Source organism: Pseudomonas sp. MONT-RG-20F-20-E-7-02 (genome assembly GCF_022662395.1).
Taxonomy (GTDB): Bacteria; Pseudomonadota; Gammaproteobacteria; order Pseudomonadales; family Pseudomonadaceae; genus Aquipseudomonas.
This window is the reverse complement of sequence record NZ_JAKNQN010000001.1, coordinates 173,378-185,643: the sequence shown is the minus strand read 5'-3', so window position 1 is coordinate 185,643 and position 12,266 is coordinate 173,378. Positions and strand designations below refer to the sequence as shown.

Annotated in this window: 10 protein-coding genes; 5 read left to right on the top strand and 5 right to left on the bottom strand. The window is 61.6% G+C overall.

The window, feature by feature from the left end; genetic code table 11:
- Positions 1-144: 144 nt before the first annotated feature.
- Complete coding sequence (gene rlmKL, locus L8I05_RS00875) at positions 145-2,409, bottom strand: bifunctional 23S rRNA (guanine(2069)-N(7))-methyltransferase RlmK/23S rRNA (guanine(2445)-N(2))-methyltransferase RlmL (protein ID WP_017134773.1); 2,265 nt, start codon at positions 2,407-2,409, stop codon at positions 145-147.
- A gap of 532 nt (positions 2,410-2,941) precedes the next feature.
- Between rlmKL and L8I05_RS00870 the strand changes: the two genes are divergently transcribed.
- Complete coding sequence (locus L8I05_RS00870) at positions 2,942-3,157, top strand: ribosome modulation factor (protein WP_002553055.1); 216 nt, start codon at positions 2,942-2,944, stop codon at positions 3,155-3,157.
- Between the two features lie 119 nt (positions 3,158-3,276).
- Here the strand turns inward: L8I05_RS00870 and L8I05_RS00865 are convergent, their stop codons facing one another.
- The 4 genes from L8I05_RS00865 to sctC all read right to left on the bottom strand — a co-directional run bounded on the left by L8I05_RS00865 (position 3,277) and on the right by sctC (position 6,903).
- Entirely contained in the window at positions 3,277-4,302 is a 1,026-nt protein-coding gene (locus L8I05_RS00865) for a quinone-dependent dihydroorotate dehydrogenase (RefSeq protein WP_159958920.1), read from the bottom strand.
- Positions 4,303-4,388: 86 nt separating this feature from the next.
- Positions 4,389-4,844, bottom strand: a complete 456-nt coding sequence (locus L8I05_RS00860; protein WP_242166877.1) for a transglycosylase SLT domain-containing protein — start codon at positions 4,842-4,844, stop codon at positions 4,389-4,391.
- Entirely contained in the window at positions 4,837-5,238 is a 402-nt protein-coding gene (locus tag L8I05_RS00855) for a winged helix-turn-helix domain-containing protein (protein WP_242166875.1), read from the bottom strand. Before L8I05_RS00855 ends, L8I05_RS00860 begins: the two co-directional genes overlap by 8 nt.
- Positions 5,239-5,448: 210 nt before the next feature.
- A complete protein-coding gene (sctC, locus tag L8I05_RS00850) occupies positions 5,449-6,903 on the bottom strand; it encodes a type III secretion system outer membrane ring subunit SctC (protein WP_242167461.1) in 1,455 nt (484 codons plus the stop codon).
- A gap of 274 nt (positions 6,904-7,177) precedes the next feature.
- Between sctC and L8I05_RS00845 the strand changes: the two genes are divergently transcribed.
- The 4 genes from L8I05_RS00845 (at position 7,178) to L8I05_RS00830 (ending at position 12,171) form a co-directional block, all read left to right on the top strand.
- Positions 7,178-8,404 (top strand): CmpA/NrtA family ABC transporter substrate-binding protein, encoded by a 1,227-nt coding sequence (locus L8I05_RS00845; RefSeq protein ID WP_242166873.1) that lies wholly within the window; start codon positions 7,178-7,180, stop codon positions 8,402-8,404.
- Positions 8,405-8,417: 13 nt separating this feature from the next.
- Entirely contained in the window at positions 8,418-8,993 is a 576-nt protein-coding gene (locus L8I05_RS00840) for an ANTAR domain-containing protein (protein ID WP_083357333.1), read from the top strand.
- Positions 8,994-9,289: 296 nt separating this feature from the next.
- Positions 9,290-10,501 carry a nitrate/nitrite transporter gene (locus tag L8I05_RS00835; protein ID WP_242166871.1) on the top strand — a complete coding sequence of 404 codons (1,212 nt, stop codon included), beginning with the start codon at positions 9,290-9,292 and terminating at the stop codon, positions 10,499-10,501.
- A complete protein-coding gene (locus L8I05_RS00830) occupies positions 10,501-12,171 on the top strand; it encodes a bifunctional protein-serine/threonine kinase/phosphatase (RefSeq protein WP_242166869.1) in 1,671 nt (556 codons plus the stop codon). The genes L8I05_RS00835 and L8I05_RS00830 overlap by 1 nt, the downstream gene beginning before the upstream one ends.
- Positions 12,172-12,266 lie beyond the last annotated feature (95 nt).

The following is a 12,266-nucleotide window of genomic DNA, read 5'->3' as shown; positions in this document are numbered from 1 at the left end:
ACACTCACAACGCCAGCGTGCAGGGCTGTCACTTTGGCTAGGGCTTAAGTTATAGCCATGAGGCCACTGTTTGACCAGCGCAAAAAAGCCGCAAGCCCAGAAAATGCTGGGCTTGCGGCTTTTTGGTGCAACGCGGTGCCGCGATCAGCGCGCGGTGATTTTCCAGGCCCGGTGAATCTTCGCATTGCGCGCGAAATCCGGGTCGAGGGTCTTGTCGCTGATTTCTTCTACCGCATAGCGTTCGCTGAGGTTGTCTTCCAGCACGAACTTGCGGAAGTTGTTCGAGAAGTACAGCACGCCGCCCGGTGCCAGGCGCGCCATGGCCAGGTCGAGCAATTGCACGTGGTCACGCTGCACGTCGAAGATGCCTTCCATGCGCTTGGAGTTGGAGAAGGTTGGCGGGTCGATGAAGATCAGGTCGAATTCATCGCGGCTGGCTTCCAGCCACGCCATCACATCACCCTGCTCCAGGCGGTTCTTGTCGGAGAAACCGTTAAGCGAGAAGTTGCGACGCGCCCAGTCCAGGTAAGTCTTGGACAAGTCGACGCTGGTGGTACTGCGCGCCCCGCCCTTGGCCGCGTGCACACTGGCAGTGGCGGTGTAGCAATACAGGTTAAGGAAACGCTTTCCCGCTGCCTCTTTCTGAATGCGCATGCGCATCGGGCGGTGGTCGAGGAACAGGCCGGTGTCCAGGTAATCGGTGAGGTTGACCAACAGCTTCACGCCGCCTTCGCTGACCTCAGTGAATTTGCCCTGGGCACTCTGGCGCTCGTATTGCTTGGTGCCGCTCTGACGCTCGCGACGCTTGACCACCACGCGGCTCTTGTCGACGTTCAGCGCCTGGGGGATCGCGGCCAAGGCATCGAACATGCGCGCGGAGGCTTTTTCCGGGTCGATGGATTTCGGCGCAGCGTATTCCTGCACATGGACCCAATCGTGGTACAGGTCGATGGCCATGGAGTATTCCGGCATGTCGGCGTCGTACACGCGGTAGCAGTCCACGCCTTCGCGCTTGGCCCACTTGCCCAGTTGCTTGAGGTTCTTCTGCAAGCGGTTGGCGAACATCTGCCCGCCTTCGCTCAGGCGTGCCTGCTCAACCACCGGCGCCGGGGCCGGCTTGATCGGGTTACCGTTCTTGTTGTACTGGCGCTCAACCGGCTCGGTCGGGGCTTGATCGTAAGCGGCTTGCTCACGTTCGGCCTGGCGCTGTTCCGGGGTGCGGCGCTCGCCCGTCACGAACTGGTCCGGGTTGACCTTGATCAGCAGCAGTTTGCACGGCAACGCGCCGTTCCAGAACGAATACTGTTTGTGGCTGCGAATGCCCATGCGCTTGCCCAGGTCCGGCGCGCCGGTGAACACCGCCGCTTCCCAACCCATGCACGCCTGACGCAGGCGCTCGCCAAGGTTCTGGTAGAGGTACAACAGGCTGGCTTCGTCACCCAGACGCTCGCCGTACGGTGGGTTGCAGATCACCAGACCTTTCTGGTTCTGGTCCGGGCGCGGCTCGAAGGTGCCCACTTCGCCCTGGTACACCTTGATCCAGTGGCTCAGGCCTGCACGTTCGATGTTGTTGCGCGCGGGCTGAATCAGGCGTGGATCGGCTTCGTAGCCACGCACCCACAAAGGCGGCTTGTTCATGCCAATGGCCGCACGCTCAGTGGCTTCGGTGTGCAGCTTTTTCCACAGCGCCGGGACGTGGCCGAGCCAGGTGGTGAAGCCCCACAGTTCGCGGTTGAGGTTGGGGGCCATGTCGGCGGCAATCATTGCGCCTTCGACCAGGAAGGTGCCGACACCGCACATCGGGTCAGTCAGCGCGCCGCCTTCGGCAGCAATGCGCGGCCAGCCGGCGCGAATCAAAATCGCCGCCGCCAGGTTTTCCTTCAACGGTGCTGCGCCCTGCTGCAAGCGGTAACCGCGCTGGTGCAGGCTGTGGCCGGACAGGTCGAGGGACAGAATCGCTTCGCCACGGTCCAGGCGCAGGTGGATACGCAGGTCCGGGTTGATTTTGTCGATGGACGGGCGTTCGCCGGTCGGGGTGCGCAGCTTGTCGACAATCGCATCCTTGACCTTCAGCGCGCCGAAGTGGGTGTTATCGATGCCCGAGCCGTGGCCGCTGAATTCCACCGCCAAAGTGCCATCCGGGACCATGTGGTCAGCCCATTCGATGTCCAGCACGCCGTGGTAGAGGTCTTCGGCGTCCTTCATCGGGAAGCGCTTGAGCACCAGCAACACGCGGTTGGCCAGGCGCGACCAGAGGCACAGGCGGTAGGCGGTTTCCATGTCGGCCATGCCGCGCACGGCCGAGGTGTGCTCGCGGGCTTCCTCAAGGCCAAGCCCGACGGCTTCCTCGATCAGCAGGCCTTCGAGGCCCTTGGGGCAAGTGAGGAAGAGTTCAAAACGGTCCGACATGGGGCATTCCAGGCTTTTCAGCAATAAATGAACGGGCGACGCATCGCCGGCTCGGTTTTCAATCAAGCACTTTTCTTGAAGAGCGCTCGCGTGGCACGAATGTGCCGTTCCACCCCGGCTGCCAGGCCTTTCGGCCAAAATTTCCGGGGCAGATAAATAAATGATCGCAACAAAAAGAAATATTCCGACCCTTCGTCGAATAATAACCGACTGCAACGGGCGGGCATTCTCACTAAAGGATTAAACCCATCCTCTTTGCAGGGCACATCATAGCTGGGTTTGCCCAACAAATGGGGCGAAAAGCCAGCCCAGCTTATGGCTATAGCATCGTTATCGTTACGTGCTTATGACAAAACGATCATTGAATCCATGTGACCTATTGGTTAGAACTCAACACAGGTTGACGCCGTAACGGCGTCGACACATTGGCTCGCCACGCCGGCAGCGAGCCCACCAACGGCAGAAAAACTCTGCCCGGCCTCGGACGAGGCCGAAGGATATCAAGACAGTCAACAAGTGAGGGAAACACCCTATGAGAAGACTTAAGCGTGATCCGTTGGAAAGAGCATTTTTACGCGGATATCAATATGGCGTTCATGGCAAATCCCGTGAGCTTTGCCCATTTACTCTACCGTCGGTACGCCAAGCCTGGATCAACGGCTGGCGAGAAGGACGCGGCGACAACTGGGACGGTATGACTGGCACTGCGGGAATCCACAGACTCAACGAACTTCACGCCGTCGGCTAACACAGGGCACTTAATCCGACACACCACCTTGAAGATTATGTAACGACTTAACCACGCACGCCCCATCAGGGCGGCGGGCTTCGGCCCAGGGGCTCCTTTAGGGAGCCCTTTTTATTGCCTCAAGCCTTGGGCAACGCTGCAATCGCATCCACCGACTCGCGAATCAACGCCGGCCCTTTATAGATGAAGCCGGAGTACAACTGCACCAGGCTGGCGCCGGCGGCAATTTTCTCGGCCGCATGCCTGCCTTCGGTGATGCCGCCCACGGCGATGATTGGCAAGCGCCCCGCCAACTCAGCCGCCAGTACCTTGACGATGTGAGTGCTCTTGTCCCGCACCGGTGCACCCGACAGCCCGCCTGCCTCATCACCATGGGCCAGCCCTTCAACGCCGACACGGCTGAGGGTGGTGTTGGTGGCGATCACCGCGTCCATGCCCGATTCCACCAAGGCCTGGGCGACCAGCACGGTTTCTTCATCACTCATGTCCGGGGCGATCTTGATGGCCAGCGGCACGCGTTTGCCATGGCGCACGGCCAGGTCTTCCTGGCGCTGGCGCAAGGCTTCGAGCAGTTGTTTGAGGGAATCGCCAAATTGCAGGCTGCGCAGGCCCGGCGTATTGGGCGAACTGACGTTGACGGTGACGTAGCTGGCGTGGGCGTAGACCTTGTCCAGGCAGATCAGGTAATCATCCACCGCATTCTCGACCGGCGTATCGAAGTTCTTGCCGATATTGATGCCGAGGATGCCCTTGTATTTCGCCGCTTGAACCCGCGCCAACAAGTGATCAACGCCCTGGTTGTTGAAGCCCATGCGGTTGATGATCGCCTCGGCTTCCGGCAAGCGAAAGATCCGAGGTTTGGGGTTGCCCGGCTGCGGCCGTGGCGTCACGGTGCCAATTTCGACAAAGCCGAAGCCCAGTTGTGCAAAACCGTCGATGGCCGCGCCGTTCTTGTCCAGGCCTGCCGCCAGCCCAACCGGGTTAGGGAAATCGAGCCCCATCACCGATACCGGCATTTTTGCCGGCGCTTTGCATACCAGGCCATTGAGCCCCAGGCGGCCACCGGCGCCGATCAGGTCCAGGGACAGATCGTGGGAAGTTTCCGGGGAGAGTTTGAACAACAGCTGGCGGGCCAGGGTATACATGGGCGGGCTAGACTCGGATGGCGGCGAAAGGTGGCGCCGATTATAGCCGGGGTGGCGCGCCAGGTGCGAGGTACGCCGCTCAATCGTCAGTGGCGTTGTGCAACCAACGCCTCGTACTGCGCCCAGATTTTTTCGGCATAACGCAGGCGCAACGCCTCTCGCTCCGGTGCCACCCCGGCATTGTAGGAGCCCACGGCGGTCCAGTTATAGCCGAAACGCTGGATAAACTCGGCAAGGATCGAAGCGCCCACTTCCACCGACAAACACGGCTCAGTCAGCAACCTTTCCTCGGTAATCCCCTGCTTGGCCAGGCGAGGCAGGTGCATGCTGTTGATCTGCATCAGGCCGATATCCCGGGAGCCATCGCTGTTGTCAGTGTTCAGCGCCTGCACCCGGTAACCCGACTCAACTGCAGCAATCGCCTGCAACAGCTCCGGCTCGATATCGTAGCGGCGGGCAACCTCGTCCCAGCAACTGGCCCAGGCGTGATGGCTACTCATCAGTACGCTCAACAGCAGGCCTTGGCCCAATCGCTTAATCATGTGCCACCTGGCCACACGCCGAACAGATGTACTGCGCACGTCCCCGACCAGCCTGACGCGATGCGTGCAGCTCAACTTTCACGGCACAGGTAAAGCGATAGCCTCTGCCATAGATCGTCTTGATAAAGTCTTTGTCTTTTTTCAGGTGTTTGCGCAATGCATAGATGCAGCGCGTGAGTGACTCCTCGGCCACCTCGCCACGGGGCCAGACCAGCGCCAGCAACCGGTCCTTGGTCATCAACTCGCCACCGGAGGCCAACAGCAGCCGCAGTACATGCCACTCCTTGGGTGGCAACTGGATATCCACGCCTTCGCCCGTCAACTGGCCATCGCCATACAAGGTCCATCCAGCAAACACCCGTGAGGTGGTAGTCACATCATTCGCGATGGTCATACGCACCTCTGCATCCGACTAATGACATTTAATTACTTGCTTCCAGAAACGGCCAACACGGCAACCCCACGACTATAAAAACCTGACCGGCAAACAACGTTAAGAAAAAGCGCCTGTAGTCGAGGATTTAGGCACGCACCTCGTAGGACTTTTCTCCAGCGCGCAACGCACGTTCGGGCAATCGTTCAGAAGCGTGCTTAAAGAGCTATGTCATTCCGGCACTTCAAGGTGTTCACGTACAAACGCACGTTGCACTTGCTCATATTGGCGCTGCGTCAATGGCGGCGGTCCGACGGCACCGGCGAGCAGCTTGAGTTCGCTTCCAACGGCTCGCGCCTGGACCACAAACAGCCGCACCTCGGTGCGTCGAGCACGGCCGGTCATGTCACTGTCGCGTCGAAAACCGCCCAGCCAAAGGCGCCTGCCCGGCGGTACACGCACCACGGTGCTGATTCCCACTCGCCCCATCTCCCCCGCCGAGCCAGGTTTGAGCTTGCTGTCCAGTTGACGGTCATCCTTGATGTTCAGCTGCATTTCGATCTGGTTCGCTTCGGCAAAACGCGCAAGCACACTGGCCTCGGTGCCATACTGCACGGGCTGCCATTCATGGCTGTCGCTGCCGGGACTGGACAGGTAGAACGTATGGTTGTCCTGGAAAACCGCTGGAACATTCTCTTGGGTGAGGATCACCGGAAAAGTAACCATCCGCGCTTTGCGCCGGCGCTCCAGCACACCGAGCTGCGCCATCAAGCGGTTATCCTCCAAAGGCTCCAATACGCGTGTCACTGAGGCCCCGGTGCCTGTTTCCTCGGCCCAGGCCGCGCCCATCTTCTCGAATTCGCTGCGTTCCACATCGACCTGCCAAAGCGACACTTCAATCGGCCGCTTGGGTTTGTCGAGCTGCACCACCAGTTCCTCGATCGCCTTCACTTGCTCAGGCTTACCCTTGATCAGCAGGCTGTTGGAGTCGGGGTAAGCAATCACTACCAGGCCCTTGTCGGCCAGCAAACTCGCGGGGCGCTGCGTGTCATTTTTTTGCTCGCTGGCCAGCACGGCTTCGATCATCGAGGCCATGCCCGATACATTCACCTTTTCGCCGCCCATGACGTACTGACGGTCTGCCACATGGGTGTTGAACACCTGCACCACGCCGAACGTCTGGGCGCCCACACGCACCTCGGTGCGTGGCCTGTCCATCAGTTGGGCCAGGTGCAGCACCTGGTCTACATAGTTCGGCGGCCCGGACACATAGAAAGTCCGCCCTGCGCTCTGCCTGAGCGGGTAACGTGATTCATCAAGGCCAGAACGGCGCATGAAGCCGCGCAACCTGTCGACCGAAATATGCCGCAACGCCACCGCCGAGCTTTTTGCCTCCCCCGCGTCATAGAGGTAAATCACCTGCCCGTCGCTGTACCAGATCAGGCCCTGCTGCTCGGCGACCGCCTCCAAAGTGTGCTGCGCAGCCTCCAGGTCGAAGGCTCCGGAAAGGGTTCGGCGCGCCACCTCGCGGCTGACCACCACCGGCAAGCCCAAAGGCACCGACAGGGCGGTAAAAAACGTATGCAGGCTTTCATCCCGCGCTTGATAGGTTTCGCCCATGACAGGTGCGATGGCCAGCAACAGTGCCAGGCACAGCAGCCAGCGATGCAACCCGAAGCGGCTCATCATGGCTGGCGAATCGATAGTCACCGTAGGTGTTCCTGACAGTCTGGCGCAAAGAGGTGGCCATACTGAAAGACCGGCGCGTTTGAATCTTGATGGAAAGTTGACGGGGCCTTGCGTATGCCCATCCGTGGCATGTGCCTTGCTATGGACATTGCATCAGAGCGCGCGCCAACGTCGGAACGCGCTTACGGACAAAGGCGTCGTGACCCTGCAGTGGCCTGTATTGCCATAAGAGGGCGCGATGCTTTTTTTTTGAAAGAAAAGGTAGGTGTTGATGAACGATTCGGTCGGCAACAGCCCGGTGAATACGGCGCTGGCCTGGGTTAACGGCAGTGACGCCCCGGAAAAGAGCAGCCTCGACCTGGGTTTCATGGCACTGACCGACTGCGCCTCGCTGGTGGTCGCCGCCACCCAGGGTTTCGCGCAGCCTTACGGCCTCACGCTGAACCTCAAACGCCAAACGTCCTGGGCCAGCCTGCGCGACAAACTGGTCAGCGGTGAGCTGGACGCCGCCCATAGCCTGTATGGGTTGATCTACGCCGTGCACCTGGGCATCGGCGGCGTCGCACCTACCGACATGGCCGTGTTGATGGGGCTCAACCAGAACGGCCAGAGCATCAACCTGTCCCATGGCCTGCAACAGCTGGGCGTGACCAGTCCTGAGGCATTGGATCGCCACGTGCACCAAAGCCGAACAAAACTGACCTTCGCCCAGACCTTTCCCACCGGCACCCACGCCATGTGGCTGTATTACTGGCTGGCGAGCCAAGGTATTCATCCGTTGCAGGATGTCGACAGTGTGGTGGTGCCACCGCCGCAGATGGTCGCGCACCTGCAAGCCGGGCGCATCGATGGGTTTTGTGTCGGCGAGCCCTGGTGTGCCAGCGCGGTCAAGCAGAACCAGGGGTTCACATTGGCCACCACTCAGGCGATCTGGCCAAACCATCCGGAAAAGGTCCTGGGCTGTACCCAGGCCTTCGTCGATCAATACCCGAACACCGCCCGCGTGCTGGTCATGGCGATTCTCGAAGCCAGCCGCTTTATCGAAGCCAGCCAGGAGAACCGCCGCTCCACCGCGCAATTGCTCAGCGCCCGTGACTACCTGGATGCACCGCTGGACTGCATCGAGCCACGCCTGCTCGGCGCCTATGACGACGGCCTCGGCAACCAGTGGCAAGACCCGCATGCCCTGCGGTTTTTCGGCGACGGCGAGGTGAACCTGCCTTATCTCTGCGACGGCATGTGGTTCATGACCCAGTTTCGGCGCTGGGGCTTGCTGCGCGAAGACCCGGACTACCTCGGCATCGCGCGCCAGGTGCAGCAACTGGAGCTGTATCGCCAGGCCGCCGCTGCCGTCGGCGTGCCGGCAACCATGCAGGACATGCGCAGCAGCCAGTTGATCGACGGCAAAATCTGGGACGGCTCCGACCCCGCCGCCTACGCCCGCAGCTTCCGCTTGCACGCCATGGCGGACGCTACCAGCCGCCAGGCGTTGCGCTGACAGGACGACGACTATGTTGCGAATCCTGTTGATCAACGACACCCCGCGCAAAGTCGGGCGCCTCAAAGCTGCATTGATCGAGGCCGGATTCGAGGTCATCGATGAGTCCGGCCTGACCATCGACTTGCCCGCGCGCGTCGAAACGGTGCGCCCGGACGTGATCCTGATCGATACCGAGTCACCCGGGCGCGACGTGATGGAGCAAGTGGTGCTGGTCAGCCGCGACCAGCCGCGGCCGATTGTGATGTTTACCGACGAGCACGACCCGAATGTGATGCGTCAGGCGATCAAGTCCGGGGTCAGCGCCTACATCGTCGAAGGCATCCAGGCCCAGCGCCTGCAGCCGATCCTGGACGTAGCCATGGCCCGTTTTGAAAGCGACCAGGCCCTGCGCGCCCAGCTCCAGGCGCGCGATCAGCAGTTGGCCGAGCGTAAACGCATCGAACTGGCCAAGGGCATGCTGATGAAAATGAAGCACTGCAATGAAGAAGAGGCCTACACCCTGATGCGCCGCCAGGCCATGAGCCGCCAGCAGAAGCTGATCCAGGTGGCGGAGCAGATCATCGCCATGAGCGAGTTGCTCGGCTGATCCGACGCACGTTTTGCATAGGCGACGCGGAGCGTCACAGGGTGCATTCCCACGCGGAGCGTGGGAACGATCACCATCAACGCGTTTTGGCGCAGCTCTTGCTAAGCATTCATCACAGGTAGCCAACGGCGGTTGCCCCTTCTACGACAAAGACGTCGCCCATCCGGTTTGCCCTCGCGAACCCGGTGGCGGCGTTTTTTCGTTTTGGCCCCAGAGCCTGGGGCCGGTGGGGTGGCCTTCAACCGGCGGCCCCATCACTTGGCCTTCTTACAAGACCCCAACCGTTGAGGTGCGTGATGAAATCAAGCTTCTGGAAATCCGGGCACACCCCGACCCTGTTTGCCGCGTTCCTGTATTTCGACCTGAGTTTCATGGTCTGGTACTTGTTGGGACCACTGGCGGTGCAGATCGCCGCCGACCTGCACCTGACCACTCAACAGCGCGGCCTGGTGGTGGCCACGCCGATCCTGGCCGGCGCCGTGTTGCGCTTTCTGATGGGCATGCTGGCCGACAAACTGTCGCCCAAGACCGCCGGGCTGATTGGCCAGGTGATTGTGATTGCCGCGCTGTTCGGCGCTTGGAAACTTGGCATCCACAGCTACGAGCAAGCCTTGCTCCTGGGCATGTTCCTGGGCATGGCCGGCGCGTCGTTTGCGGTCGCCCTGCCCCTGGCGTCCCAGTGGTATCCGGCTGAACACCAAGGCAAGGCCATGGGCATCGCCGGTGCCGGCAACTCCGGGACAGTGTTTGCGGCCTTGCTCGCACCGGTGCTGGCGGCCGCGTTTGGCTGGAGCAATGTGTTCGGCTTCGCGCTGATTCCCTTGGTGATCACCCTGGTCGTCTTCGCATGGCTGGCGCGCAATGCCCCTGAACGCCCGAAAGCCAAATCCGTGGCCAACTACTTCAAGGCGCTGGGCGACCGCGACAGCTGGTGGTTCATGTTCTTCTACAGCGTGACGTTCGGCGGCTTTATCGGCCTGGCCAGCGCCCTGCCCGGCTACTTCAACGACCAGTACGGCCTGAGCCCGGTGACGGCCGGCTACTACACCGCCGCCTGTGTGTTTGGCGGCAGTTTGATGCGCCCATTGGGTGGCGCCCTGGCGGACCGTTTCGGCGGGATTCGCACCCTGCTCGGCATGTACAGCGTGGCGGCGATCTGCATCGCGGCAGTGGGTTTCAATCTGCCCAGCTCTTACGCGGCCCTGGCACTTTTCGTCTGCACCATGCTCGGCCTCGGCGCAGGCAATGGCGCCGTGTTCCAACTGGTGCCCCAGCGTTTTCGCCGTGAGATCGGCGTGATGACCGGCCTGATCGGCATGGCCGGCGGTATCGGCGGCTTCGCCCTCGCAGCCGGCATGGGCGCGATCAAACAAAGTACCGGCAGTTATCAGATGGCGCTGTGGTTGTTCGCCAGCCTGGGCGTACTGGCCTGGTTTGGCCTGCACGGCGTCAAACGTCGCTGGAGAACCACCTGGGGTTCGGCCGCCGTGACCGCCGCGCGCGTCTGATGGGCCTGCAACTGAGCGTCGCCCACGCCAGCGCCATCGGCCCTCGGGCGGAAAACCAGGATGCGCTGCGCGTGGTCACACCCGTGGCCGAACTGGCGGCGAGCAAGGGTTACTTGTGCGCCATCGCCGATGGCGTCAGCCAATGCGCCGATGGCGGCCTGGCCGCGCGCTCGACCTTGCAGGCGCTGGCGCTGGACTACTACGCCACGCCGCAAACCTGGGGCGTGGCGCAGGCGCTTGAACGTTTGTTGCTGGCGCAGAACCGCTGGTTGCAAGCCAACGGCGGTGGCCAGCCGTTGCTGACCACCCTCAGCGCCCTGGTGTTCCGCGGCCAACGTTTCACCCTCGCACATGTCGGTGATTGCCGGGTGTATCGCTGGCTCGACGGCGAATTGCAGCGCATCACTGAAGACCACGTGTGGGAGCAGCCGGGCATGCAGCATGTGCTCAAGCGCGCCCTCGGCCTGGACCAACACCTGGTGCTGGATTTTCTCGACGGCGAACTGCGTGCCGGCGAGTGTTTCCTGATGCTCAGCGATGGCGTGTGGGCGACCTTGGGTGATCACAGCATCAGCGCGATCCTGCGCGAGCAAACCGATCTCGATGTGGCGGTGAGCACCCTGGTCAACGCCGCGCACCTGGCCGCCAGCCAGGACAATGCCAGCGCGCTGCTGGTGCGCATCGACCAGTTGGGCGCCGCCACCCTCGGCGATGCATTGGTGCAGCTGCAGCAATGGCCGCTGCCACCGCCGCTGAAGCCCGGGCAACGTTTTGAAGGCTGGCAGGTTGAAAGCGTTGTAGCGCAGAGCCGGCAGTCCTTGCTGTATCGGGTACGCGATGCCCAGCAGCAGCCGTGGCTGCTGAAAACCTTGCCGCTCAGCCGCGACGATGACAGCGATGCCGGCCAAGCCTTGTTATCTGAAGAGTGGTTCCTGCGCCGGGTGGCCGGGCGCGCGTTTCCGGAAGTCCACGCCGCCAGTGGGCGTCAGCATTTGTACTACGTGATGCGTGAATATCCGGGGCAAACCCTCGCGCAACTGTTTCAACAGCAAGGGCCATTGCCCCTGGCGCAATGGCAGTCCATCGCCGAGCGGTTGCTGCGGGCGGTGGGCCTGCTGCATCGACGACAGATCCTGCACCGTGACATCAAGCCGGAAAACCTGCTGCTGGGCGACGATGGCGAACTGCGCGTGCTGGATTTCGGCTTGGCCTACTGCCCGGGGCTTTCCGAAGACCGCGCCCATCTGCTGCCCGGCACACCGAGTTTTATTGCGCCGGAGGCTTTCAGTGGTGAGCCGCCTACGCCGCAACAGGATTTGTACAGTGTCGGCGTCACGCTCTATTACCTGCTGACCGGGCATTATCCCTACGGTGAAATCGAAGCCTTCCAACGGCCGCGTTTCGCCCAGCCAGTCAGCGCCAGTCGCTACCGCCCCGACTTGCCGGAAGGGGTGCCGCTGAGTCTGGAGCGCGCCGTGGCGGCGCAACCGGCGCAACGTTATGAAACCGCCGAAGAGTGGCTGCTGGCGCTGGAGCAGGCTGACCGCCGGGAATTAAGCGTGCGACCACGGCCACTGCTGGAGCGCGAGCCACTCAAGGTATGGCAAACCCTGGCGATGGTTTCGCTGCTGATCAATCTGGTGCTGGTGTATTGGCTGCTGCACCACTAAAGGGCGATTTCCTACACGATTTCGATGGCAATCCCACTAAACCGGGCGCCTGGCGACTTGGCACAACGGCTGCATTACTCTCATCAACAACACAC